At 61.6% G+C, this 24,021-nt stretch carries 21 protein-coding genes; 10 read left to right on the top strand and 11 right to left on the bottom strand.

Annotated elements, in window-relative coordinates; all coding sequences use genetic code 11:
- Nucleotides 1-77: 77 nt before the first annotated feature.
- The 4 genes from ASC85_RS13595 to ASC85_RS13580 all read right to left on the bottom strand — a co-directional run bounded on the left by ASC85_RS13595 (nucleotide 78) and on the right by ASC85_RS13580 (nucleotide 3,597).
- Nucleotides 78-1,295 (bottom strand): class I SAM-dependent methyltransferase, encoded by a 1,218-nt coding sequence (locus ASC85_RS13595; RefSeq protein ID WP_057449703.1) that lies wholly within the window; start codon nucleotides 1,293-1,295, stop codon nucleotides 78-80.
- 227 nt (nucleotides 1,296-1,522) lie between these two features.
- The gene (locus tag ASC85_RS13590) at nucleotides 1,523-2,140 is read right to left on the bottom strand and encodes a TPM domain-containing protein (RefSeq protein ID WP_057449702.1); all 618 of its coding nucleotides are present in this window, start codon (nucleotides 2,138-2,140) and stop codon (nucleotides 1,523-1,525) included.
- A gap of 27 nt (nucleotides 2,141-2,167) precedes the next feature.
- A complete protein-coding gene (locus ASC85_RS13585) occupies nucleotides 2,168-2,989 on the bottom strand; it encodes a TPM domain-containing protein (RefSeq protein WP_236712352.1) in 822 nt (273 codons plus the stop codon).
- Nucleotides 2,989-3,597: a LemA family protein gene (locus tag ASC85_RS13580; protein ID WP_003198691.1), complete on the bottom strand. Its 609-nt coding sequence runs from the start codon at nucleotides 3,595-3,597 to the stop codon at nucleotides 2,989-2,991. The genes ASC85_RS13585 and ASC85_RS13580 overlap by 1 nt, the downstream gene beginning before the upstream one ends.
- A 251-nt stretch (nucleotides 3,598-3,848) precedes the next feature.
- On the opposite strand from ASC85_RS13580, the gene bglX reads away from it, so the two are divergent.
- Nucleotides 3,849-6,140 carry a beta-glucosidase BglX gene (gene bglX, locus ASC85_RS13575; RefSeq protein WP_057449701.1) on the top strand — a complete coding sequence of 764 codons (2,292 nt, stop codon included), beginning with the start codon at nucleotides 3,849-3,851 and terminating at the stop codon, nucleotides 6,138-6,140.
- A gap of 129 nt (nucleotides 6,141-6,269) precedes the next feature.
- On the opposite strand, the gene ASC85_RS13570 is transcribed toward bglX, so the two are convergent.
- The 5 genes from ASC85_RS13570 to ASC85_RS13550 all read right to left on the bottom strand — a co-directional run bounded on the left by ASC85_RS13570 (nucleotide 6,270) and on the right by ASC85_RS13550 (nucleotide 11,071).
- Nucleotides 6,270-7,427, bottom strand: a complete 1,158-nt coding sequence (locus ASC85_RS13570; protein WP_057449700.1) for a phospholipase D-like domain-containing protein — start codon at nucleotides 7,425-7,427, stop codon at nucleotides 6,270-6,272.
- 1 nt (nucleotide 7,428) lies between these two features.
- Complete coding sequence (locus ASC85_RS13565; protein ID WP_057449699.1) at nucleotides 7,429-8,019, bottom strand: YceI family protein; 591 nt, start codon at nucleotides 8,017-8,019, stop codon at nucleotides 7,429-7,431.
- A gap of 222 nt (nucleotides 8,020-8,241) precedes the next feature.
- The gene (locus ASC85_RS13560) at nucleotides 8,242-8,553 is read right to left on the bottom strand and encodes a hypothetical protein (protein WP_057449698.1); all 312 of its coding nucleotides are present in this window, start codon (nucleotides 8,551-8,553) and stop codon (nucleotides 8,242-8,244) included.
- Nucleotides 8,550-9,644: a serine hydrolase domain-containing protein gene (locus ASC85_RS13555; protein WP_057449697.1), complete on the bottom strand. Its 1,095-nt coding sequence runs from the start codon at nucleotides 9,642-9,644 to the stop codon at nucleotides 8,550-8,552. The genes ASC85_RS13560 and ASC85_RS13555 overlap by 4 nt, the downstream gene beginning before the upstream one ends.
- Before the next feature lie 542 nt (nucleotides 9,645-10,186).
- Entirely contained in the window at nucleotides 10,187-11,071 is an 885-nt protein-coding gene (locus ASC85_RS13550) for a hypothetical protein (protein ID WP_057449696.1), read from the bottom strand.
- Between the two features lie 144 nt (nucleotides 11,072-11,215).
- On the opposite strand from ASC85_RS13550, the gene olsB reads away from it, so the two are divergent.
- Together olsB and ASC85_RS13540 are read left to right on the top strand one after the other, a co-directional pair.
- Complete coding sequence (gene olsB, locus ASC85_RS13545; RefSeq protein ID WP_003198679.1) at nucleotides 11,216-11,971, top strand: L-ornithine N(alpha)-acyltransferase; 756 nt, start codon at nucleotides 11,216-11,218, stop codon at nucleotides 11,969-11,971.
- Complete coding sequence (locus ASC85_RS13540; protein WP_057449695.1) at nucleotides 11,971-12,765, top strand: lysophospholipid acyltransferase family protein; 795 nt, start codon at nucleotides 11,971-11,973, stop codon at nucleotides 12,763-12,765. The genes olsB and ASC85_RS13540 overlap by 1 nt, the downstream gene beginning before the upstream one ends.
- A 156-nt stretch (nucleotides 12,766-12,921) precedes the next feature.
- On the opposite strand, the gene ASC85_RS13535 is transcribed toward ASC85_RS13540, so the two are convergent.
- The gene (locus tag ASC85_RS13535; protein ID WP_057449694.1) at nucleotides 12,922-13,506 is read right to left on the bottom strand and encodes an acyl carrier protein phosphodiesterase; all 585 of its coding nucleotides are present in this window, start codon (nucleotides 13,504-13,506) and stop codon (nucleotides 12,922-12,924) included.
- 157 nt (nucleotides 13,507-13,663) lie between these two features.
- Here ASC85_RS13535 and ASC85_RS13530 point away from each other — a divergent pair, with 157 nt between their 5' ends.
- From ASC85_RS13530 to ASC85_RS13515, 4 genes are all read left to right on the top strand, one after another.
- Nucleotides 13,664-13,966, top strand: coding sequence for an ArsR/SmtB family transcription factor (locus tag ASC85_RS13530; protein WP_057449693.1), 303 nt, complete (start codon nucleotides 13,664-13,666; stop codon nucleotides 13,964-13,966).
- Nucleotides 13,967-13,984: 18 nt separating this feature from the next.
- Entirely contained in the window at nucleotides 13,985-15,151 is a 1,167-nt protein-coding gene (locus ASC85_RS13525) for an MFS transporter (RefSeq protein ID WP_057449692.1), read from the top strand.
- Nucleotides 15,152-15,184: 33 nt separating this feature from the next.
- Complete coding sequence (locus ASC85_RS13520; RefSeq protein ID WP_057449691.1) at nucleotides 15,185-16,234, top strand: alkene reductase; 1,050 nt, start codon at nucleotides 15,185-15,187, stop codon at nucleotides 16,232-16,234.
- Between the two features lie 181 nt (nucleotides 16,235-16,415).
- On the top strand, nucleotides 16,416-17,042 hold the full coding sequence (locus ASC85_RS13515; protein WP_057449690.1) for a hypothetical protein: 627 nt from the start codon (nucleotides 16,416-16,418) through the stop codon (nucleotides 17,040-17,042).
- A gap of 212 nt (nucleotides 17,043-17,254) precedes the next feature.
- On the opposite strand, the gene ASC85_RS13510 is transcribed toward ASC85_RS13515, so the two are convergent.
- Nucleotides 17,255-17,887, bottom strand: a complete 633-nt coding sequence (locus ASC85_RS13510; protein ID WP_057449689.1) for a TetR family transcriptional regulator — start codon at nucleotides 17,885-17,887, stop codon at nucleotides 17,255-17,257.
- A 275-nt stretch (nucleotides 17,888-18,162) separates the two neighbouring features.
- Between ASC85_RS13510 and ASC85_RS13505 the strand changes: the two genes are divergently transcribed.
- The 3 genes from ASC85_RS13505 to adeC are packed head-to-tail and all read left to right on the top strand — an operon-like array spanning nucleotide 18,163 to nucleotide 23,942.
- Entirely contained in the window at nucleotides 18,163-19,320 is a 1,158-nt protein-coding gene (locus tag ASC85_RS13505) for an efflux RND transporter periplasmic adaptor subunit (RefSeq protein ID WP_057449688.1), read from the top strand.
- 3 nt (nucleotides 19,321-19,323) lie between these two features.
- Nucleotides 19,324-22,488: an efflux RND transporter permease subunit EmhB gene (gene emhB, locus ASC85_RS13500; RefSeq protein ID WP_057449687.1), complete on the top strand. Its 3,165-nt coding sequence runs from the start codon at nucleotides 19,324-19,326 to the stop codon at nucleotides 22,486-22,488.
- The gene (gene adeC / locus ASC85_RS13495) at nucleotides 22,485-23,942 is read left to right on the top strand and encodes an AdeC/AdeK/OprM family multidrug efflux complex outer membrane factor (protein WP_057449686.1); all 1,458 of its coding nucleotides are present in this window, start codon (nucleotides 22,485-22,487) and stop codon (nucleotides 23,940-23,942) included. The genes emhB and adeC overlap by 4 nt, the downstream gene beginning before the upstream one ends.
- Nucleotides 23,943-24,021 lie beyond the last annotated feature (79 nt).

Here is a 24,021-nt window from a genome sequence, read left to right as displayed (position 1 = left end):
GACGCGGTTCTAGCAATTGAACCGTGTCGCCCTTATCGCGAGCAAGCTTTGCTCCCACAGGGTTCGGTATAGCTACTTCAGGCGAGGTAACCATCAGCCCGCAGCAGCGTTTCGAGGCAGTGCTCGGTGATGTGGTAGAAGGCCTTGAGTTCCTGGATCTTGGCCAGCAGCTCGGCGGGGTCCACCGGTTCGGCGCGTTTGACGGCCAGGATCATCTTGTTCTTGTTGGTGTGGTCCAGGGAGATGAACTCGAAGACCTTGGTCTCGTAGCCGCAGGCTTCCAGGAACAGTGCCCGCAAACTGTCGGTGACCATTTCCGCCTGCTGGCCCAGGTGCAGGCCGTATTGCAGCATCGGCTTGAGCAAGGCCGGGCTCTGGATCTGCAAGCGGATCTGCTTGTGGCAGCACGGCGAGCACATGATGATCGAGGCGCCCGAGCGAATGCCCATGTGGATGGCGTAGTCGGTGGCGATGTCGCAGGCGTGCAAGGCGATCATCACATCCACCGCGCTCGGCGCCACGCTGCGCACGTCACCGTGCTGGAAGCTCAGGCCCGGGTGTTCCAGGCGCGCGGCGGCTTCGTTGCATAGCTTGACCATGTCTTCGCGCAGCTCGACACCGGTCACCACGCCTTCGGCCTGCAAGGTGTTGCGCAGGTAATCGTGGATGGCGAACGTCAGGTAGCCTTTGCCCGAACCGAAATCCGAGACCCGCACCGGTTTGTCCAGGGCCAGCGGCGAAGACGTCAGCGCATGGCTGAAGACCTCGATGAACTTGTTGATCTGCTTCCACTTGCGCGACATCGCCGGAATCAGCTCGTGCTTGTGGTTGGTTACGCCCAGGTCGGCCAAAAAGGGCCGGCTCAGGTCGAGGAAGCGATTTTTCTCACGGTTGTGCTCGGCAGATGGCACTTCCCGCAGTTGCTGGGGCTTGCTCTTGAACAGCGAGCTCTTGCCCTTTTTGCTGTACTCCAGCTGCGCCTCGTCGGTGACCGCCAGCAAATGCGCGTTCTTGAACGATGCCGGCAACAGCGCAGCAATGGTTTCCACCCCTTCGGCCAGCGGGAAATTCTTGGTGATGTCGCGGGTCTTGTAGCGGTAGACAAAGGACAGGCACGGCTGGTCCTTGACCGTCAGCTGCTTGATGATCAGCCGCTGTAGGTCCGCTTCGTCACCCACGTACTTGGCCAGCACCAGTTTGATGAAAGCGTTTTGTTCAAGGCTGCTGCGCAGCAGCTCGATGAACTGGGCGTGGTGATCCGGCGCGGGACGGACGGGCGTTGCGGTGGCAGACATGGACAAGCGGCCTCGGGGCGGGGCGAATCGGGAATGGCGGTATTTTAGGGGGGATGGGCAGCGAGGGCACGGAAAAGTTCGTGTGGCGAGCAGTAGCCTCTGTGGGAGCAAGGCTTGCCCGCGATGAATACGCCGCGATAGTGCAGGCTCACCGCGTTATCGTTCATCGCGAGCAAGCTTTGCTCCCACAGGCTTTGCTCCCACAGGCTTGTGCCGACAGGGAATTTTCAGCCCAGCACCACCAACCGATTTGGCAGTTCATTGCGCTCGTGGGTCACCGGCACGTGCTCCTTGAGCAATTCGCCGCAAGCTTCGATGCAGGTCACGAAACCCTGCAGGGTCTGCCCCTGGCGAACCTGCTGGGTGAACGCTGCGACGATGGCATCCCAGCATTTGTTGTCCAGGCGCTTGGAAATACCTTCATCGACCAGGATTTCCACGTACCGCTCAGCCTCGCAGACAAAGATCAGCATCCCCGTGCTGCCCACGGTGTGGTGCAGGTTCTGCTCGAGGAATTGCCGGCGCGCCAGGTTGGAGGCCCGCCAGTGACGCACGGAACGGGGGATCAGGTGCGTGGTGATCCTGGGGATGCGAAACACCAGGCACAGCACAATGAAACTGACCCACTGCACCAGCAACAGGCTGTGCATCGTCAGCCAGCCGGAGAGGTAATGGACCACGCCGGGCACCACCAGGGCCAGCAGGCTGGCCCACAGCAGCGGGATATAGGCGTAGTCGTCGGCGCGGGCGGCCAGCACCGTGACCAGCTCGGCGTCGGTATGCCGCTCGACCCGGGCGATGGCCTCGGCGACCTTGCGTTGTTCGTGTTCAGTCAGTAATGCCATGTTAAAAGTGCCTGCTCATTATTATTGTCACCAGCCGCCCGACGAACCGCCGCCCCCGAAACTGCCACCGCCACCACTGAAGCCCCCACCGCCTCCGCCGCCGAAGCCTCCACCGGAACCGCCCGAACGGCTGGAGCCACCGCCTCCGGCCGGCAGGATACCGAGCATCTGGCAGACCAATATCGTCAAAATAAACAGTATCACCAGGAAGACGAACAGCCCGGGATGGCGCTCGACGAAATCACTCGGCTCTTGCTGCTCGTCCGTACTGTATGCCGGCGCCGGCTCGTCCAACGGGCTGCCGCCCAGCACCACCAGCATCGCCGCGACACCATCGCTGATGCCTTTGTTGAAGTTGCCGGTCTTGAAGGCCGGGGTGATCACCTGGTTGATGATCACCGAACTCTGCGCGTCGGTCAGGCGATCCTCCAGGCCGTAGCCCACCTCGATGCGCAGTTTACGGTCATCCCGGGCGACGATCAGCAGCGCGCCGTTGTTTTTATCCTTCTGCCCGATGCCCCAATGGCGCCCCAATTGATAGCCGAAGTCTTCGATGCTGCTGCCTTGCAGGTCCGCCAGCGTGACCACCACTACCTGTTCGCCGGTGGCCTGTTCATGGGCCTTTAGCTGCGCTTCCAGTTGTGCGCGCACCGACGGTTCGAGCATCTGGGCGGCGTCCACCACCCGCCCGGTCAATGCCGGAAACTTCAGCTCGGCCTGGGCCGTGATGGCAAACACCCAGAGCAACAGCGTAAACAGCTTCAAGCTTCGAGCGGCAAGCCTCAAGCCCCAAGCGGTACGCGTTGCCTGGGCTTGAAGCTTGCCACTTGGAACTTGAAGCTGCTTCATCAGAACTTCACTTCAGGGGCTTTTTCGGCATTGGGGCTGGTGGCCTCGAAGGTTTCGCGGATCGGCAGGTCGCTGTACATCACGCTGTGCCACAGGCGCCCCGGGAACGTGCGGATCTCGGTGTTGTACTTCTGCACAGCCAGGATGAAGTCGCGGCGGGCCACGGCGATGCGGTTCTCGGTGCCTTCGAGCTGCGATTGCAACGCCAGGAAGTTCTGGTTGGCCTTGAGGTCCGGGTAACGCTCGGACACCACCATCAGCCGGCTCAACGCGCCGGTCAGCTGGTCCTGGGCCTGCTGGAACTGCTTGAGTTTTTCCGGGTTGTCCAGGGTACTGGCGTCGACCTGGATCGACGTCGCCTTGGCCCGCGCTTCAATCACCGCGGTCAGGGTTTCCTGCTCGTGCTGGGCGTAGCCCTTGACGGTTTCCACCAGGTTGGGAATCAGGTCGGCGCGGCGCTGGTATTGGTTCTGCACCTGGCCCCAGGCGGCCTTGGCCTGTTCGTCCAGGGTCGGGATGTTATTGATGCCGCAACCGGCCAGCAACGTGGTGAGCAGCATCAGGGCCAGCATCGGCAAGCTGCGAAGGTGGTTCAGTCGTGGATTCATCGGGTGGAGCTCTCCGTTGCATGACATTGGAAAAACACGGCCACCTATCTCACCGGCGCCTGGGGCATAATCTGCCGCCGCACTGGATTGAAACGGGTCGATGGGCTAAAAGATGCGCAGTGCGAAACTAAGTTCAGCCCAATGGGTTCGAAAGTGTGCTGCATTTAACTGAACAACAATAGCCGCTCCTCACATTTTGGCTGACCGGCGTGTCCTGATCACCGCCCTTTAGGCTTGCGAGAAAATTATTCATGAAGAAGCTGTGTTTGCTGGGTCTGTTTGTCAGTCTGGCCAGTCACTCCGTATTTGCCGACAACCTGCCAGCCCCCATGGAGAACAAGGACGCCTTCATCAGCAACCTGATGAAGCAGATGACCCTCGAAGAGAAGATCGGCCAATTGCGCCTGATCAGCATCGGCCCGGAAATGCCCCGGGAGATGATTCGCAAGGAAATCGCCGCCGGCAACATCGGGGGCACGTTCAACTCCATCACGCGGGATGAAAACCGTCCGATGCAGGACGCGGCCATGCGCAGCCGGTTGAAGATCCCGATGTTCTTCGCCTACGACGTGATCCACGGCCACCGCACGATTTTCCCGATTCCCCTGGCCCTGGCCTCGAGCTGGGATATGGACGCGATCTACCACTCCGGCCGCATCGCGGCCAAGGAAGCGGCCGCTGACAGCCTGGACATCACCTTCGCGCCTATGGTCGACATTTCCCGCGACCCGCGCTGGGGCCGCACCTCCGAAGGTTTCGGCGAGGACACCTACCTGGTGTCGCGTATCGCCGGGGTGATGGTCAAGGCGTTCCAGGGCAACGGCGCCAACGCGGCCGACAGTATCATGGCCAGCGTCAAGCACTTCGCCCTGTACGGCGCGGTGGAAGGCGGCCGGGACTACAACACTGTGGACATGAGTCCGCTGAAAATGTACCAGGACTACCTGCCACCCTACCGCGCCGCCATCGACGCGGGTGCCGGTGGGGTGATGGTCGCGCTGAACTCCATCAACGGCGTGCCGGCCACCGCCAACACCTGGCTGATGAACGATCTGCTGCGCAAGGAATGGGGCTTCAAGGGCCTGGCGGTCAGTGACCACGGCGCCATTTTCGAACTGATCAAGCACGGCGTCGCCAAGGACGGTCGCGAAGCGGCGAAACTGGCGATCAAGGCCGGCATCGACATGAGCATGAACGACTCGCTCTATGGCAAGGAACTGCCAGGGTTGCTCAAGGCCGGTGAAATCGAGCAGAGCGACATCGACAACGCGGTGCGCGAAGTGCTCGCGGCGAAATATGACATGGGCCTGTTCAAGGATCCGTACCTGCGCATCGGCAAGGCCGAGGACGACCCGGCCGACACCTACGCCGAAAGCCGCATGCACCGCTCCGACGCCCGTGACGTGGCGCGCCGCAGCCTGGTCCTGCTGGAAAACCGCAACCAGACCCTGCCCCTGAAGAAGACGGCGAAGATCGCCCTGGTCGGCCCGTTGGCCAAGGCTCCTATCGACATGATGGGCAGTTGGGCCGCGGCCGGGCGTCCAGCACAATCGGTTACCCTGTTCGACGGCATGACCCGCGCCCTGGGCGCTGACTCGAAGCTGATCTACGCCCGTGGCGCCAACATCACCGGCGACAAGAAGGTGCTCGACTACCTGAACTTCCTCAACTTCGATGCCCCGGAAGTGGTAGACGACCCGCGTCCGGCCCAGGTGCTGATCGACGAAGCGGTAAAAGCCGCCAAGGATGCCGATGTGGTGGTGGCCGCCGTAGGCGAGTCCCGTGGCATGTCCCATGAATCGTCGAGCCGCACCGACCTGAACATCCCGGCCAGCCAACGCGAACTGATCAAGGCCTTGAAGGCCACCGGCAAGCCGCTGGTGCTGGTGCTGATGAATGGCCGTCCGCTGGCGTTGCTGGACGAGAAACAGCAGGCCGATGCGATCCTGGAAACCTGGTTCAGCGGCACCGAAGGCGGCAACGCCATCGCTGATGTGCTGTTCGGTGACTACAACCCGTCGGGCAAGCTGCCAATCACCTTCCCACGCTCGGTGGGGCAGATTCCGACCTACTACAACCACCTGAGCATCGGCCGGCCATTCACGCCGGGCAAGCCGGGCAACTACACCTCGCAGTATTTCGATGACACCACCGGCCCGCTCTATCCGTTCGGTTACGGCTTGAGCTACACCGAGTTCAGCCTGTCGGACATGGCCCTGTCGTCGACCACGCTGAACAAGACCGGCAAGCTCGATGCCAGCGTGACATTGGAAAACACCGGCAAGCGTGACGGCGAAACCGTGGTGCAGCTGTACATCCAGGATGTGACCGGCTCGATCATTCGCCCGGTGAAGGAACTGAAGAACTTCCGCAAGGTGATGCTCAAGGCCGGCGAGAAGAAAGTCATCCACTTCACCATCACCGAGGACGACCTGAAGTTCTTCAATGCCCAACTCAAGTACGCGGCGGAACCGGGCAAGTTCAACGTGCAGATCGGCCTGGATTCCCAGGACGTGAAGCAGCAGAGTTTTGAGTTGCTCTGATCCAATAACACTGCAATAACCTTGTGGGAGCGAGCCTGCTCGCGATGAGGGCCTATCAGTCACTGCATCATCGACTGTCAGGCCGCCATCGCGAGCAGGCTCGCTCCCACATTGCTACTCAGTGAGCGCTTAACCGCGTCGATCCAGCAAGTTCACCACCACCCGATCCACCAACCCCCACACCCGCTGCTTGAAGCGCTTCCACAATGGCCGGCGCTGCCAGGCGTCGAGGCTGACCTGCAGGCTCTGGGTGAAGTCCTGTTCGAAACTGGCCGCCACTGCACTGCTGAGCCGGGAATCCAAGGCTTCAAGGTTGGCTTCCAGGTTGAAGCGCAGGTTCCAGTGATCGAAGTTGCAGGAGCCGATGCTGACCCAGTCGTCCACCAGCACCATCTTCAGGTGCAGGAAACACGGCTGGTATTCGAAAATCTGCACGCCGGCCTTGAGCAATCGCGGGTAGTAACGGTGCCCGGCGTAGCGCACGGACGGGTGATCGGTGCGCGGGCCGGTCAGCAGCAAGCGCACGTCGATGCCGCGGGCGGCGGCCTTGCGCAAGGAACGGCGCACGTTCCAGGTCGGCAAAAAATACGGCGTCGCCATCCAGATGCGTTTCTGGCCGCTGTTCAATGCCCGCGACAGCGATTGCAGGATGTCGCGATGCTGGCGGGCGTCGGCATACGCCACCCGGCCCATGCCCTCGCCCACTGGCGGTACGCGCGGCAGGCGCGGCAAGCCGAAGTTGGACGCTGGTTTCCAGGCTCGCCGATGGCGGTTGGCGAGCCACTGGCGGTCGAACAGCAACTGCCAGTCAAGCACCAGCGGGCCGACGATTTCCACCATCACTTCGTGCCACTCACTGCGGTCGTCGAGGGGGTTCCAGAATTCATCGGTCACCCCGGTGCCGCCGACCACGGCCAGGCGTTGGTCCACCAACAGCAGCTTGCGGTGATCCCGGTAAAGATTGCGCACCCAGCGGCGCCAGCTCAGGCGATTGTAGAAACGCAACTCCACCCCAGCCTCGGTCAGACGCTTGCGCAGGGCCAGGGTAAACGCCAGGCTGCCGTAGTCATCGAACAGACACCGCACGCGAACGCCACGCTCGGCGGCCTGCACCAGCGCCTGGACCATCGCCTCGGCGCAAGAGCCCGCCTCCACCAGGTACAACTCCAGATCGACCTGTTCCTGGGCACGGGCGATTTCCACCAGCATGCGCGGAAAGAACTGCGGGCCATCGATCAACAGCTCGAAGCGATTGCCTTCTCGCCAGGGAAAAACCGCGCCACTCATGTCAGCGCGCCGTGAAAATCAGCACCGCATTCACCGGCACCGAGAGGCTGATGGCCGACAACCCGGCCAGGTTTCGCAGCTTTTCCAGCCCCGGCGCCAGATCGAAATCCGCCGCGTTGAGCACCACCGGCTCCAGGGTCACCACTTGGAAGCGGCGTTCGTCCAGGCGCGTCGCCAGCAGTTCGACGTTGTATTCGTGCTGCTTGCCGTGCAGGTTCACCGTCAGCGGCAGGCGCAATTCCAACTGCGCACCGTTGGCCAGGTCCTGGATCGGCGCCAGGTCGATCTTGGCGGTGACGGTGGCTTCGGCAAATTGCTTGATCTCGAACAGCTCGGTCCGCATGCGCTCATCGCGCAGCGGAATGCCACTGTTGATGGATTCCAGCTCCACTTCCAGGCGCGCCAAGCCCTCGGGTTGGACTTGACCGTGCAGCACCAGGAAACGCTGGACCTCGGAGACATTGCCGTTTTTGCTGCTGATAAACGACAGCCGCGACGACTCGCCGTCCAGGTACCAGTCGGCCTGGGCCGGCAGCGCAGCGCAGGCCAGCAGCAAGCTGGCGGCAGCGTGAGGGAAAAACCGCTTGAACATACACACTCGGGGGGCAGATAAACCTGTGGCGAACCTTAACCGGGCCGAGGGCGCTTGCAAACTGTCTGTTTCAATAACGGCCAGGAAGACACAGAACCTGTGGTCAAGGGACTCATTTGTGGGAGCAAGGCTTGCCCGCGATGGCGTTCTCGGAATCGCCATCGCGGGCAAGCCTTGCTCCCACACTAGGATCGGCGTCAGGCCTTGTTGCCAAAGGTTGGGTCAGGGTTCCAACCGACACCCCTGCCGCTCCCCCAACCATTGCGCGCTGTTGCTACGCCCCAACCCGCTGACGGTGATGCGCTTCGCTTCAGCGGTCTCGAGAAAGTCGCTGATGGGCACCGACTGCTTCACATAGCCACGGCAGTAGTCCGCCGATTGTTCCATCACATAGCGGCACGAGCAGTATTCCTTGGCGGTGTAGGCACTGATGATGTCGGGGAAGGCCCGCAATGCCACCCGCTCCAGCCAGACCCAACTGAACAGGGCGATGAGCAGCACCGACAACAGGGTGAGCAACACTTTGCGCTTCATGGCTGCACCGTCCCGGCGAACGCCGCCATGGCGCGCTTGAGCAGTTCGTTATGGCGATAGCTGCCGTCGCGGTCGTCGCCGTAACGCACGATCACCAACCTGGCGCTGGGGATGACGTACAGCGCCTGGCCCCAATGGCCCAGCGCGGCAAAGGTATCCGGCGGCGCATCGGGCCAAGGCTGGATTGCCGGATCGGCGGCGCGGTTGAGCCACCAATGCCCGCCGGGCACGGCTTCGTCCTGGCCGGCCTGGAAGTGGGCAAAAGGCTGGCGATTGAACGCGACCCACGCCATGGGTACCAGTTGCCGTTCGCCCCAGCGGCCGTCCCGTTGCATCAACAACCCGACACGCGCCAGGTCCCGTGCGGTGAGGTAGGCATAGGACGATCCCACGAAGGTGCCGCTGGCGTCGGTTTCCCAGGTGGCGTGGCGGATGCCCAGGGGTTTGAACAAGGCCGTCCAGGGGTAGTCGGGGTAGCGCGCCGGGCCGACGATGGTTTTCAAGGCCGCCGCCAGTAAGTTGCTGTCACCGCTGGAATAACGGAACGCCTGCCCCGGCGGACTGGCGCTTTCATGCTGCGCAGTGAACGCCGCCATGTCACGACGCCCACGGGTATAAAGCATCGCCACCACTGAAGAGTTGAGCGGCGCGTATTCGTAGTCTTCCTGCCAGTCCAGGCCTGAGGCCCAGTGGAAAAGATCGGCCAGGGTCAGGCTCGGGTGCCGGCTCAGTGGCGGGTAGTACTTGGCGGCCGGGTCTTGCAGACCAAACAGTTTTTCACCGTAGGCCACGCCGAACACCGTCGCCAGCAGGCTTTTGCTGATGGACCAGGTCAGGTGCGGGGTCTGGGCGCTGGTCGGCCCGGCATAGCGTTCGTAGACCAGCCGACCGTCCTGGATCACCAGCAGCGCATCGGTGCGGATGCCCTCGCGGCTCGCATCGTCCCGGGGTGGGAAGGCGTATTGCTCCAAGGCTTCGATGGCCGGCCCGCTCGGGGTCGGGCCACTTGGCCATTGCTCGCCGGGCCAGTCTTCGGCGTGGGCGCTCAGGTTGAGCAACAGCAGCGGGATCAGGAACCAGCCTTTGGACATGCTTGGGGCTCGCAGGATTGAACCTTCAGAGCCTATTCAGACTTGATGACAGTTTCGAGGCTTGTGTCGACAGTACCGACGCCATCGCGGGCAAGCCTTGCTCCCACAGGTGCAATGCCAAATGACAGTCTGCTGTAGACCTGTGGGAGCAAGGCTTGCACCACAGGCTCAGTGCCAAATGACAGTCTGCTGTAGACCTGTGGGAGCAAGGCTTGCACCACAGGCTCAGTGCCAAATGACAGTCTGCTGTAGACCTGTGGGAGCAGGCTGCACCACAGGTTCAGTGCCAAATGACAGTCTGCTATAGACCTGTGGGAGCAGGCTTGCACCACAGGCTCAGTGCCAAATGACAGTCTGCTRTAGACCTGTGGGAGCAGGCTTGCACCACAGGCTCAGTGCCAAATGACAGTCTGCTGTAGACCTGCAGTGCCAAATGACAGTCTGCTGTAGACCTGTGGGAGCAGGCTTGCACCACAGGCTCAGTGCCAAATGACAGTCTGCTGTAGACCTGTGGGAGCAAGGCTTGCCCGCGATGAGGCCCTTCAACCCAATGAAGCTCCCAACGCCTTGGCCAGCCGCTTGGCCCGTGCCCCCGCCGCAATTTGCATCACACCTTTGTCCCGCGTCCACATCTCGCGCCACGCCGCAGGCCCGGCGGCCAGGGCAACGTTGAGTTCGCCGTCGAGCCCCTGGAACTGAGCGAACAACCCGCCCAGCAGCACATGCCCGACCGCACTGGAAGGGTTATGCCGACTCACCTCCGCGCAACCGGCGAGCAACGCCAGCAGGCGCAATTGCAACGCCTGGGGCCAGGCAGATTCCTGCCCGACGCCATACAACCAGGCAGTCATCGCGCTGAGCACATAAAGGTCTTCCAGGGTGCGGAACGGTTTGACGTAGGCGTCCCAACCGTCGCCTGCCAGCAACTCGCACAACGCGCCGTCGAGCAGGACGCGGCCATGGCTGATGTCCGGCATCAGGGCAATGGCGGGCAGTTTTTCCAGGGTGACGCCGGGCTCACCCGCATAGGCCACTGCCAGGTTCAGCCGTGGCGTTTCACCGGGTGCTTCGCAGCGAGCGGCAATCAGCAGCCACTCGGCGGCGTCGCCGGCGGTAACGAAATCCTTGCGTCCGCTCAGGCGCAAGTCGTCGAGGCGGGTTTGCATGTCCGCCGGGCGCAGGCTGCGCTGCTCGGTGGCACACAAGGCGCCGAGGCTCTGCGGCGCACTGGGCCAAAGCACCCGCAGCGCCGCCTGATACCCCACCAGGAACGCCAGCCCCGGTGTCGCCATCAACCGCGCCCCGGTTACGGCCAGTTCGAACGGCGTCACCGGCCCCAAGCGTTGCAACAACGCTGAATATCCTTCGGCCAGGTCTGGATGGGCGGGCAGGCGTTCGCCGCGTTCAATCAGGGTGTGCCAGGGCATAAGAGGCTCCTTGAGGGCTGTCACATAAGCATCACCAAAGCTTCATGGGGATGACACCGGGGCTACATAGCCTGACTTTGCACAACATGGCTGCATAAAGAAAGTCGACAGGCTGCAACTGAACAGCCCGCACGGAGATTCGCTATGACCCAGATCGCCCGCATCAGCGACACCGGCAATGAACGCCGCCTGCAAGCCGAACGCCTGATCGGCGCCCAAGCCTTGCAAGAAGCACAGGCCCTGCGTTTCAACGTCTTCAGCGGCGAATTCAACGCCAAGCTCAAGGGCGCGGAAATGGGTCTGGACATGGATGACTATGATGTTCACTGCGCCCACATCGGCGTACGCGACCTGAACACCGGCCGCCTCGTGGCGACCACTCGCCTGCTCGACCACCAGGCCGCCAGCAGCCTGGGCCGGTTCTACAGCGAAGAAGAATTCAGCCTCCATGGCCTGGTCCATCTCAAGGGCCCGATCCTGGAAATCGGCCGTACCTGCGTCGACCCGGCCTACCGCAACGGTGGCACCATCGCCGTGCTCTGGGGCGAACTGGCCGAAGTCCTGAACGAAGGCGGCTACAGCTACCTGATGGGCTGCGCGAGCATTCCGATGCAGGACGGCGGTATCCAGGCCCAGGCGATCATGCAGCGCCTGCGCGAACGCTACCTGTGCACCGAACACCTGCAAGCCGTACCGAAAAAACCCTTGCCGACCCTGGACGTGCCGTCCAACGTCATCGCCGAGATGCCACCACTGCTCAAGGCCTACATGCGCCTGGGCGCGAAGATTTGCGGCGAACCTTGCTGGGACGAGGATTTCCAGGTGGCCGACGTGTTCATCCTGCTCAAGCGCGACGAGCTCTGCCCGCGCTACGCCCGCCACTTCAAGGCGGCGGTCTGATGAGCCGGCTGCGGGTGTACGCGCGAATCGCGCGAGTCTTGCTGGTGGTGGCGCTGGGCCTGAGCATGGCCAGCGTGTTCGGCCTGTTTGAACGTGCAGGAATCGCCAACTCGATGGTCCGCCGCCAGCGCTGGTCGCGGTTCTTCATGGCACGGCTGAGCCGTGCCCTGCCCTTTTCAGTCACCGTCCACGGTCAACTGCCGCAACGGCCAATGCTGTGGGTCAGCAACCATGTGTCCTGGACCGACATCCCGTTGCTGGGCATGCTCACGCCGCTGTCGTTCCTGTCCAAGGCCGAAGTGCGCACCTGGCCGGTGGCCGGATGGCTGGCAGCCAAGGCCGGCAGCCTGTTTATCCGGCGCGGTTCGGGTGACAGCCAATTGATCCGCAAGCAAATGAGCCGCCACCTGGAACAGGCCCATCCGCTGTTGATGTTCCCGGAAGGCACCACCACCGATGGCCGCACCCTGCGCACCTTCCACGGTCGCTTGTTGTCGGCTGCCATCGATGCCGATGTCGCGCTGCAACCGGTGGCGATCCGTTACCTGCGCAACGGTGAACCGGATTCACTGGCGCCGTTCATTGGCGATGATGATTTGCTCTCGCATCTGATGCGTTTGTTTGCCAATGATCGGGGTGAGGTGGAAATCCATCTGCTGAAACCGATTGCCTGCCACGGCCAGGAACGCGCGGCACTGGCCTTCCAGGCGCAGCAGGCGGTGCACATGGCGTTGTTCGGGGCGCTTCCAGAGAAACAGCAAGCGCCGATGCGACCTGCTGCGATTGCGGCCTGATCGGTCCCAGCGCCCCCCTGTGGAGATCCCTTGTGGGAGCGAGCCTGCTCGCGATAGCAGTTTGTCAGTCAGCTGGTTCTTGACTGCCAGGCCCTCATCGCGAGCAGGCTCGCTCCCACATTTAATCTTCAGCGACCAGAAAATCCAGCTCCAACATCACTCCTGCCGTGCAATCTGGCTCAGCGCAAAATCCTGAAGCTGTGGGTAGAACAACCGAAAATCTTCGCTCAACGGCTCATAGAGCCTGATCAACTCCGGCATCGCCTCAGCCAGCTCCTCGGGCCGGGACAGGCGCCGGGAGATTCCCCGCAACACCTGCCCAAGCACCTCGAACTCTTGATAAGACCCCAGCCAATCATCCGCCGCCATATGCGGTGCGATGTGCGCCAGGCGCCCCGGCAGCTGCGGTTCGGTGCCGAGTACCTGGTACACCCGGGAAGTGAATTCCAGCAGCGGCCCTTCACCGTACAACGTCCAGTCCCGGGCCAGGCAGTGGTCGAAAAACACGTCGAGCACGATCCCGGCATAGCGCCGTCGCACGGTGGAAAAGCGCGACAGGGCAATGTCCACCAAGGGATGGCGGTCGGTGTACATGTCAATGCGTCGATGCAGGGCAATCGCCGCTTCGATCCGTGGGTCGTAGAGCCCTTGCAGCGGGCCCTTGACGAAATCGCCGTAGAGGCTGCCGAGTAGTTGTTCCCGGCCAGGGCCGCCGAGGTGCAGGTGCGCGAGATAGTTCATGGTCCGCAGCTTAGCACCACCGCGCCAATATCGTTATAACCCGATATAGCGATTTGCTCGGCATTCAGATCAAATCCATATTTGCATATCGCGAAATAACGATTTAAGGTTCGCTCCATCGCGATATAGCGTTTTATCAACCCCGAGCTTGCCACCCATGACCCTCGACCTCGACGAAATAATAAAAGCCCTGGCGCACCCAGTACGGCGAGACATCCTCAACTGGCTCAAAGACCCCAAGGCCCAGTTCCCGGAACAGTTGCACAACCACGAATTCGGCATTTGCGCCGGACAGATCGACCAGCGTTGCGGCCTGTCGCAATCCACGGTGTCTGCGCACTTGGCGGTGTTGCAACGGGCGGGGCTGATCACCAGCCAAAAGGTCGGTCAATGGCACTTCTTCAAACGCAACGAGGAAGTGATCCAGCAGTTCCTCAAGCAAATGAGCCAAGAGCTCTGACCTGACAAGGACCTCATCATGCCCCTCTCACTCCTGATCCTGGCCCTGAGCGCCTTCGCCATCGGCACCACCGAGTTCGTCATCATGGGCCTGCTGCCCGACGTGGCGGCCGACCTGGGCGTGTCGATTCCTGGCGCCGGCTGGCTGGTGACCGGTTACGCCCTGGGCGTGGCCATCGGTGCGCCGTTCATGGCCCTGGCCACCGCGCGACTGCCGCGCAAGGCCGCCCTGGTGGTGTTGATGGGGATTTTCATCGTCGGCAACCTGCTCTGCGCCATCGCCAGTGACTACAACGTGCTGATGTTCGCCCGGGTCGTCACGGCCCTGTGCCACGGCGCGTTCTTCGGTATCGGTTCGGTGGTAGCCGCCGGCCTGGTGGCGCCCAACAAGCGCGCTTCGGCCGTGGCCTTGATGTTCACCGGTCTGACCCTGGCCAACGTGCTCGGCGTACCGCTGGGCACCGCACTGGGCCAGGAAGCCGGCTGGCGCTCGACCTTCTGGGCGGTGACCGTCATTGGCGTAATTGCGCTGATCGGCCTGATCCGCTTCCTGCCGGCCAAGCGCGATGAAGAAACGCTCGATATGCGCTCGGAGCTGGTGGCGCTCAAGGGGGCCGGCCTGTGGCTGTCCCTGAGCATGACCGCGCTGTTCTCCGCCTCGGTGTTCACCCTGTTTACCTATGTCGCCCCGCTGTTGGGTGAAGTGACCGGCGTATCGCCCCGTGGCGTGACCTGGACCCTGGTGCTGATCGGCCTGGGCCTGACCCTGGGCAACATCATCGGCGGCAAGCTGGCGGACAAGAGCCTGGCGAACACGCTGATGGGCGTCTTCCTCACCATGGCCGTGGTGTCCACCGTATTGAGTTGGACCAGCGTGGCGCTGATCCCCAGCGAAATCACCCTGTTCCTCTGGGCCACCGCCTGCTTCGCCGCCGTGCCGGCCCTGCAAGTCAACGTGGTGACCTTCGGCAAAGATGCGCCCAACCTGGTGTCCACCCTGAACATCGGCGCCTTCAACATCGGCAACGCCCTGGGCGCCTGGGTCGGCGGCAGTGTCATCGACCATGGCCTGGGCCTGACCTCCGTGCCCCTGGCCGCCGGCGCGCTGGCCGTGCTGGCGCTGCTGGTCACCCTGATCACTTTCCGCCAGGGCGGCAATGCCGACCTGGCGCCGGCAACTCACTGACTTTTAACCCTTCCACTTTCGAGGTTGTATTTCATGGCGACTATTTTCGACCCCATCAAACTCGGCGACATCGAGTTGAAGAACCGCATCATCATGGCCCCGCTCACCCGCTGCCGCGCCGACGCAGGTCGCGTGCCCAACGCGCTGATGGCCGAGTACTACGTGCAACGCGCCTCCGCCGGCCTGATCCTCAGCGAAGCAACCTCGGTCACGCCGATGGGCGTGGGCTATCCGGACACCCCGGGCATCTGGTCCAACGACCAGGTGCGCGGCTGGTCCAACGTCACCAAGGCGATCCACGGCGCTGGCGGCAAGATCTTCCTGCAACTGTGGCACGTGGGCCGGATCTCCCACCCGTCGTACCTGAACGGCGAAACCCCAGTGGCGCCCAGCGCGATCCAACCCAAAGGCCACGTGAGCCTGGTGCGTCCGCTGGCCGACTACCCGACCCCACGCGCACTGGAAACCGCTGAAATCGCCGACATCGTCGACGCCTACCGCGTCGGTGCCGAGAATGCCAAGGCTGCCGGTTTCGATGGCGTGGAAATCCACGGCGCCAACGGCTACCTGCTCGACCAGTTCCTGCAAAGCAGCACCAACCAGCGTACCGACAGCTACGGCGGCTCCCTGGAAAACCGTGCCCGCCTGCTGTTGGAAGTGACCGACGCGGCCATTGAAGTCTGGGGTGCCGGCCGGGTTGGCGTGCACCTGGCACCACGCGCCGACTCCCATGACATGGGTGACGAGAACCGCCTGGAAACCTTCAGCTACGTGGCTCGCGAGCTGGGCAAGCGTGGCATCGCCTTCATATGCTCCCGCGAGAAAGAAGGCGATGACAGCATCGGCCCGCAACTCAAGCAGGCTTTCGGCGGCCCGTATATCGCCAATGAACGCTTCACCAAGGACAGCGCCAATGCCTGGCTGGCCGAGGGCAAGGCCGATGCCGTGGCCTTCGGAGTGCCGTTCATTGCCAACCCGGACCTGCCGGCACGCTTGAAAGCTGATGCACCACTGAACGAAGCGCATCCGGAAACGTTCTATGGCAAGGGGCCGGTGGGGTACATCGATTACCCTGTGCTCTAATTAATAGCCGCTAAAAAGCCCTGCCTCGAAAGAGCCAGGGCTTTTTATTTACCTTTAAATATCCGGTCAAACTTCCCAACTTTCTAAAAACCGTTCAACTCATCATATTATCGCCAACAACAAAACAAACCGAGCTGTCGCAGCACAGCCACTAACAACCAATATTGAAAAGGAATTCAAAGTGAACAACCTCACTGAAAATACGCAACCAGTCAGCAGCAGTATTTACGAAAACCTACTCTCCCAATTCAACTACGCGCCATTGACGATCCTGTACGAATACATCAAGTCGCTCGACACGCAAGACTATACCCAGATGCTCAAGGCCTTGATGGAAAAGGCCAGGCAGAACGACGATGTCAACAGGCAGCTTCAAGCCTGGGAACAGGAAAGCGTGCGCCCAAACCGCAGCCGTTTTCTGGTGAAGTTAATCAACCATACCGACCAGGCCCTTGAAGTTGGCGAAAACGATCTCAGCTTGAATGCCGACGAGCAAGCGTTCATGAATATTCTGCCCTGGGATATCCAAGCCTTGAAGTTCGACTTCTTTTATTCCAGACCCCTGGGCAGTCGCAGCAAGGATATATTCAAGCGCTTTATTATATTTGGCGATCAGGCTCTCGGCTTTCGCTTCGACTTCGGTTTACGCGTCAATACTTCTTTCGGTGTTATTTCACCAACGCTGACACCCGTGCGGACAAACAAGGTGGCCTCTATCGGCACAACCCCCATCAAATGCGTGACCCGGATCATTCATTCGTCCAATGAGGAACCGTATGGTTTTACCGTGGAGATCACACTGAGCTGAACAGGCGACCCCGTCAGATCGGTGTGACGGGGCATCTGCCTACCGCTTCAGACGCCCTTGCCTGAGCGGAATTTTTATCCGTTTTGACAGGCGCGAAACAAATTTCCTACAAAATTCGCCGCCGATTGCCTATCAACCGCGCCAGTGTCGGTTTATAAAAGCATCCTTACGCGGATGTATTGACACAAACCGACGCAATTACGCATTTTGTTTCATTTGCGCAGGCTGGGGCTCAAGTGCAGCATGTCCAGCCCGATCTCCACCCAGCGCTCGGCCTCAGCCGCCAGGGCGAAGCTGTCGGGGGCCAAGAGCCATTGGTACAAGATGCCGTCGATGTAGGCATGAATGGCAACTGCCGCCCTTTCGGGCTCCAGATCATCCGGCAACTGGCCGCGTTTCATCGCATTGCGCAACGACAGGGCGATGCGCACATTGCAGTCGAGGCTGACTTCGCGTCGCTGCTGGCGCAAATCGCACATTTCATCGGTGAATTCACACTTATGGAACAGAATCTCATTAATGCGCCGGGTTTTCGGGTCCAGGGCTACCTGCTGGAACAACCGGACCAGCAGCTTGCGAATACAGCCCAGCGGATCAAGCTCCTCTTCACTCTCACTGGCACGGGCCAACTCATCGAGCGGCTCGTGCAGGGTATCGAGCATGGCCTGGAGCAAGTCCGCCTTGTTGCTGAAATGCCAATAGATGGCGCCACGCGTCACTCCAGCCAGTGTCGCGATATCGGCCAGGGTCGTACGCGCCACGCCTCGCTCGAAAAACGCCTTTTCGGCGGCTTCAAGTATCTGGCTGCGAGTCTCCAGGGCTTCCTCTTTGGTACGACGGACCATGGCAGTAAACACCTCAATCAGGATGCGTCAGCAACGCGTCAGCAATGCGTAAGAATCAGCGGAACAAAATATGAGGCGACGTCTCTTGGAACGCGTCCCCGATCTACGCTGGCCTTTGTCAGGCTTTTGTAAATCCGGATATTACGCAATTTGGCTGTTTACAAACAACCGTGTACGTAAGTATATTTCTTAGCATCCTACTAATTGAAATAGTGCGCCTTTTACCTTTCCACCTTTCGAGTGCGCCAGTTGCGCGCCTGGACCCGAGGATTTCCATGCAATTCAAGCCAGCTGTTACTGCCCTGGTTACTGCCATCGCCCTGGCATCGCTGCTCAGCGGATGCAAAAAGGAAGAGGCTGCACCTGCTCCTCCGCCTCCTCAGGTCGGCGTCGTAACCCTCAAGACCCAGCCCTTCACCCTGACGTCGGAGCTTCCGGGGCGCACCAGCGCATTCCGCGTCGCGGAAGTACGGCCACAGGTCAACGGCATCATTCTCAAGCGCCTGTTCAAGGAAGGCGCAGACGTCAAGGCCGGCCAGCAGCTGTATCAGATCGACCCGGCCGTCTATGAAGCGACCCTCAAGAGCGCCGAAGCCAACCTGCGTTCCACCAAGTCGATTGCCGACCGCTACAAGCAACTGGTGGACGAACAGGCGGTCAGCCGTCAGGAATACGACACCGCCGTGGCCAACCGCCTGACGTCGGAAGCCAATCTGCAGACTGCCCAGATCAATGTGCGCTACACCAGGGTCTACGCGCCGATCTCCGGCCGTATCGGGCGTTCCTCGGTGACCGAGGGCGCACTGGTGAGCAATGGTCAGGCCGACGCCCTGGCAACTATCCAGCAACTGGACCCGATCTACGTCGACGTGACACAGAGTTCGGTCGAGCTGCTGCAGTTGCGCCGTGAGCTGGAAAGCGGCCGTCTGCAAAAGGCCGGCGATAACGCCGCCATGGTCAAGCTGACCCTGGAAGATGGCAGCCTGTACCCGCACGAGGGCAAGCTGGAATTTTCCGAAGTGTCGGTTGACCAGACCACCGGTTCGGTGACCTTGCGCGCCGTGTTCCCCAACCCTGACCACACCCTGCTGCCGGGCATGTTCGTCCATGCACAACTGCAGGCCGGCGTGAACAGCGCGGCGATCCTCGCCCCGCAGCAAGGCGTGACCCGCGACCTCAAAGGCATGCCGACTGCCCTGGTGGTAGGCCCGGACAACAAGGTCGAGTTGCGTCAGCTCAAGGCCAGTCGCACCGTCGGCAGCCAGTGGCTGATCGAAGACGGGCTCAAGGCCGGCGACCGCCTGATCACCGAAGGGTTGCAATACGTACGGCCCGGGGTGGAAGTCAAAGCCACCGAAGCCACCAATGTCGATGCCAAGAACCCGGCCCCCGCTCAGGCAGCTGATAAAGCAGCCGGCGGCAAAGGGGAGTAAACCATGTCGAAATTTTTTATCGACCGTCCGATTTTCGCCTGGGTAATTGCCCTGGTGATCATGCTGGTCGGGGCTCTATCGATCCTCAAATTGCCGATCAACCAGTACCCGAGTATCGCGCCACCGGCCATTGCGATCCAGGTGACCTACCCGGGTGCGTCCGCACAAACCGTGCAGGACACCGTGGTGCAGGTCATCGAGCAGCAACTCAACGGCATCGACAACCTGCGTTATGTGTCCTCGGAAAGTAACTCCGACGGCAGCATGACCATCACCGCGACCTTCGAACAGGGCACCAGCTCCGATACGGCGCAGGTCCAGGTCCAGAACAAGCTGAACCTGGCCACCCCACTGCTGCCGCAAGAAGTGCAGCAGCAGGGTATCCGCGTGACCAAGGCCGTGAAGAACTTCCTGATGGTGATCGGCGTAGTGTCGCGCGACGGCAGCATGACCAAGGACGACTTGGCCAACTACATCGTGTCCAACCTGCAGGACCCTATCTCGCGTACCGCCGGTGTCGGTGACTTCCAGGTCTTCGGTGCCCAGTACGCGATGCGGATCTGGCTCGACCCGGCCAAGCTGAACAATTTCAACCTGACTCCGGTGGACGTCAAAAACGCCATTGCCGCGCAAAACGTCCAGATCTCGTCCGGCCAACTCGGCGGCTTGCCTGCCCTGCCCGGCCAGCAACTGAACGCCACCATCATCGGCAAGACTCGTTTGCAGACCGCCGAGCAGTTCAAGGCGATTCTGCTCAAGGTCAACCCGGACGGCTCGCAAGTGCGCGTCGGCGATGTTGCCGAAGTGGGTCTGGGTGGTGAGAACTACAGCGTCAGCGCCCAGTTCAACGGCGCCCCGGCGTCGGGTCTGGCGGTAAAGCTGGCCAACGGTGCCAACGCCCTCGACACGGCCAAGGCCCTGCGCAAGACCATCGACGACCTCAAGCCGTTCTTCCCGCAAGGCGTGGAAGTGGTGTTCCCGTACGACACCACGCCGGTGGTGAGCGAGTCGATCAAGGGTGTGGTTGAAACCCTGGTCGAAGCGGTGGTGCTGGTGTTCCTGGTGATGTTCCTGTTCCTGCAGAATTTCCGCGCGACCATCATCACCACGATGACGGTGCCGGTGGTACTGCTGGGTACTTTCGGGATCCTCGCGGCGGCCGGCTTCAGCATCAACACCCTGACCATGTTCGGCATGGTGCTGGCCATCGGCTTGCTGGTGGACGACGCCATCGTCGTGGTGGAAAACGTCGAGCGGGTGATGAGCGAAGAAGGCCTGTCGCCCAAGGAAGCCACCAAGAAATCCATGGGCCAGATCCAGGGCGCCCTGGTAGGTATCGCCCTGGTGCTTTCGGCGGTACTGCTGCCGATGGCGTTCTTCAGTGGCTCCACGGGGGTGATCTACAAGCAGTTCTCCATCACCATCGTCTCGGCCATGGCCTTGTCGGTCATGGTGGCCTTGATCTTCACCCCGGCCCTCTGCGCCACCATGCTCAAGGCGATCCCCAAGGGTGAGCACGGCACGCCGAAACGCGGTTTCTTCGGCTGGTTCAACCGCAACTTCGACCGTGGCGTGCGCAGCTACGAGCGTGGTGTGGGCAATATGCTCAAGCACAAGGCTCCGTACCTGCTGGCCTACGTGCTCATCGTGGTTGGCATGATCTGGCTGTTCACCCGCATCCCGACGGCGTTCCTGCCGGAAGAAGACCAGGGCGTACTGTTTGCCCAGGTACAAACGCCGGCGGGCTCCAGTGCCGAGCGTACCCAGGTGGTGGTGGACAAGATGCGCGAGTTCCTCTTGCGCCCCAGCAAGGACGGCGGTGAAGGCGATGCCGTGGCCTCGGTATTTACCGTGACCGGCTTCAACTTCGCCGGTCGTGGCCAGAGCTCCGGCATGGCATTCATCATGCTCAAGCCATGGGAAGAGCGTAACGCCGACAACAGCGTGTTCAAGCTTGCCGCCCGCGCCCAACAGCACTTCTTCACGTTCCGTGATGCCATGGTGTTCGCCTTCGCTCCGCCAGCGGTATTGGAGCTGGGTAACGCCACCGGTTTCGACGTGTTCCTGCAGGACCGTGCCGGTATTGGCCACGATAAGCTGATGCAAGCCCGTAACCAGTTCCTGGGAATGGCATCCCAAAGCAAGATCCTGTCCCAGGTGCGTCCAAACGGCCTGAACGACGAGCCGCAATACCAACTGGAAATCGATGACGAGAAGGCCAGCGCGCTGGGCATCACCTTGTCGGACATCAACAACACCCTGTCGATTGCCCTGGGCAGTAGCTACGTGAACGACTTCATCGACCGTGGTCGGGTGAAAAAGGTGTATGTACAGGGTCAACCCGGCGCTCGCATGAGCCCCGAAGACCTGCAGAAGTGGTACGTGCGCAACAGCGCCGGGACCATGGTGCCGTTCACGGCGTTCGCCAAGGGCGAGTGGGTCTATGGCTCGCCGAAACTGGCCCGATACAACGGCGTGGAAGCGATGGAAATACTTGGCGCCCCCGCCCCGGGTTACTCCACTGGCGAAGCCATGGCCGAAGTCGAAGCCATCGCCAAGAAGCTGCCGGCCGGTGTTGGTATTTCCTGGACGGGCCTGTCCTATGAGGAACGTCTATCGGGCTCCCAGGCGCCAGCGTTGTACGCCTTGTCGCTGCTGATGGTGTTCCTGTGCCTGGCAGCGCTGTATGAGAGCTGGTCGATTCCGATCGCGGTCATGCTCGTGGTCCCCTTGGGGATCATCGGTGCCCTGATGGCGACCAGCCTGCGCGGCCTGTCCAACGACGTGTACTTCCAGGTGGGCTTGTTGACAACCATCGGTTTGGCGGCGAAAAACGCCATTCTGATCGTCGAGTTTGCCAAGGAACTTCATGAGCAGGGCCGCACGCTGATGGAAGCCGCGATCGAAGCCTGCAGGATGCGTCTGCGGCCAATCATCATGACGTCCCTGGCATTCGTCCTCGGGGTAGTCCCGCTGGCCATCTCCACCGGTGCCGGCTCGGGCAGCCAGCACGCCATCGGTACCGGCGTGATTGGCGGTATGCTCACCGCTACCATCCTGGCAATCTTCTGGGTGCCATTGTTCTTCGTGACGGTGTCGTCAATGGGTCGTCGCAAACCTATCGACCAAGACGACACTCCTGAAACTTCTAAAGAGGCTGGCCAATGAGCAAGTCGCTACTCTCCCTGACCATCGCTGCCGTCGTGCTCAGCGGTTGCTCGCTGATCCCCGACTATCAGCGGCCCGAAGCACCGGTCGCGGCGCAATACCCGCAAGGGCCGGCCTACGAGGCGGCCAATGCGCCCGGCCAGGCCGCCGCCGAGCAAGGCTGGAAGCAATTTTTCCATGACCCGGCGTTGCAACAGCTGATCCAGGTCGCCTTGGAAAACAACCGCGACCTGCGTGTCGCGGCGCTGAACATCGATGCCTATGCCGCGCAATACCGCATCCAGCGCGCGGACCTGTTCCCGGCGGTCTCGGCCACCGGCTCCGGCAGCCGCCAGCGGGTACCGGCACGGGCTTCGCAAAGCGGTGAAGCGGCCATCAGCAGTTCGTACTCGGCGACCTTGGGCATCAGCGCCTATGAACTGGACCTGTTCGGTCGGGTTCGCAGCCTGAGCGAGCAAGCGCTGCAAAGCTACTTCGCCACCGAAGAAGCCCGTCGCAGCACCCAGATCAGCCTGGTGGCCAGCGTCGCCAATGCCTACCTGACCTGGCAAGCCGACAAGGAACTGCTCAAGCTGACCCAGGAAACCCTCGGGGCCTACGAGCAAAGCTTCAAGCTGACCTCGCGCAGCGCCGAAGTCGGCGTGGCCTCGGCCCTGGACCTGAGCCAGGCGCGCACCGCCGTGGAAAACGCCCGTGTGCAACTGGCCCGCTACACCCGCCAGGTCGCACAGGACGAAAACAGCCTGACCCTGCTGCTGGGCACCGGCCTGCCGGCCAACCTGAGCTCGCAACCGTTGAGCGATGACCTGCTCAGCGAAGTGCCGGCCGGGCTGCCGTCGGACCTGCTGCAACGTCGTCCGGACATCCTCCAGGCCGAACGCAACCTGCTGGCCGCCAACGCCAACATCGGCGCCGCGCGGGCCGCGTTCTTCCCGAGCATCAGCCTGACGGCCAACGCCGGCACCCTGAGCCCGGACCTGTCCGGCCTGTTCAAGGGTGGTTCGGGCACCTGGACCTTCGCGCCGCAAATCAACCTGCCGATCTTCAACGCCGGCAGTCTGCGTGCGAGCCTGGACTACGCCAAGATCCAGAAAGACATCAACGTCGCGCAGTACGAGAAGTCGATTCAGACAGCGTTCCAGGAAGTCTCCGACGGCCTGGCCGCGCGTCAGACCTACAACGAACAGTTGCAGGCCCAGACCGACTTCGTCGCCGCCAACCAGGATTACTACCGCCTGGCCGAGCGTCGCTACCGCATCGGCGTCGACAGCAACCTGACCTTCCTCGACGCCCAACGCCAGTTGTTCAGCGCGCAACAGTCGCTGATCACTGACCGTCTTGCGCAACTGACCAGCGAGGTCAATTTGTACAAGGCACTGGGCGGTGGTTGGAATGCCGAGACGGGCAAGAACGAACCGGTGAAAGAAGAAGCGCCGAAGATGAAGCTGTTCTGATTGATGTTTGAACGTTGAACATGAAGCCCACCGAAAGGTGGGCTTTTTGTTTGTGTGCGCTTTAACGCTGGCCTATGTG

The organism is Pseudomonas sp. Root401, from assembly GCF_001425105.1.
Taxonomy (GTDB): domain Bacteria; phylum Pseudomonadota; class Gammaproteobacteria; order Pseudomonadales; family Pseudomonadaceae; genus Aquipseudomonas; species Aquipseudomonas brassicacearum.
This window is presented reverse-complemented; position numbering and strand designations above follow the sequence as displayed.

Coding starts and splice junctions, on each gene's coding strand:
- ASC85_RS13595 (WP_057449703.1), bottom strand. CDS start 1,295: ATGTCTGCCACCGCAACGCCCGTCCGTCCCGCGCCGGATCACCACGCC.
- ASC85_RS13590 (WP_057449702.1), bottom strand. CDS start 2,140: ATGGCATTACTGACTGAACACGAACAACGCAAGGTCGCCGAGGCCATC.
- ASC85_RS13585 (WP_236712352.1), bottom strand. CDS start 2,989: ATGAAGCAGCTTCAAGTTCCAAGTGGCAAGCTTCAAGCCCAGGCAACG.
- ASC85_RS13580 (WP_003198691.1), bottom strand. CDS start 3,597: ATGAATCCACGACTGAACCACCTTCGCAGCTTGCCGATGCTGGCCCTG.
- bglX (WP_057449701.1), top strand. CDS start 3,849: ATGAAGAAGCTGTGTTTGCTGGGTCTGTTTGTCAGTCTGGCCAGTCAC.
- ASC85_RS13570 (WP_057449700.1), bottom strand. CDS start 7,427: ATGAGTGGCGCGGTTTTTCCCTGGCGAGAAGGCAATCGCTTCGAGCTG.
- ASC85_RS13565 (WP_057449699.1), bottom strand. CDS start 8,019: ATGTTCAAGCGGTTTTTCCCTCACGCTGCCGCCAGCTTGCTGCTGGCC.
- ASC85_RS13560 (WP_057449698.1), bottom strand. CDS start 8,553: ATGAAGCGCAAAGTGTTGCTCACCCTGTTGTCGGTGCTGCTCATCGCC.
- ASC85_RS13555 (WP_057449697.1), bottom strand. CDS start 9,644: ATGTCCAAAGGCTGGTTCCTGATCCCGCTGCTGTTGCTCAACCTGAGC.
- ASC85_RS13550 (WP_057449696.1), bottom strand. CDS start 11,071: ATGCCCTGGCACACCCTGATTGAACGCGGCGAACGCCTGCCCGCCCAT.
- olsB (WP_003198679.1), top strand. CDS start 11,216: ATGACCCAGATCGCCCGCATCAGCGACACCGGCAATGAACGCCGCCTG.
- ASC85_RS13540 (WP_057449695.1), top strand. CDS start 11,971: ATGAGCCGGCTGCGGGTGTACGCGCGAATCGCGCGAGTCTTGCTGGTG.
- ASC85_RS13535 (WP_057449694.1), bottom strand. CDS start 13,506: ATGAACTATCTCGCGCACCTGCACCTCGGCGGCCCTGGCCGGGAACAA.
- ASC85_RS13530 (WP_057449693.1), top strand. CDS start 13,664: ATGACCCTCGACCTCGACGAAATAATAAAAGCCCTGGCGCACCCAGTA.
- ASC85_RS13525 (WP_057449692.1), top strand. CDS start 13,985: ATGCCCCTCTCACTCCTGATCCTGGCCCTGAGCGCCTTCGCCATCGGC.
- ASC85_RS13520 (WP_057449691.1), top strand. CDS start 15,185: ATGGCGACTATTTTCGACCCCATCAAACTCGGCGACATCGAGTTGAAG.
- ASC85_RS13510 (WP_057449689.1), bottom strand. CDS start 17,887: ATGGTCCGTCGTACCAAAGAGGAAGCCCTGGAGACTCGCAGCCAGATA.
- ASC85_RS13505 (WP_057449688.1), top strand. CDS start 18,163: ATGCAATTCAAGCCAGCTGTTACTGCCCTGGTTACTGCCATCGCCCTG.
- emhB (WP_057449687.1), top strand. CDS start 19,324: ATGTCGAAATTTTTTATCGACCGTCCGATTTTCGCCTGGGTAATTGCC.
- adeC (WP_057449686.1), top strand. CDS start 22,485: ATGAGCAAGTCGCTACTCTCCCTGACCATCGCTGCCGTCGTGCTCAGC.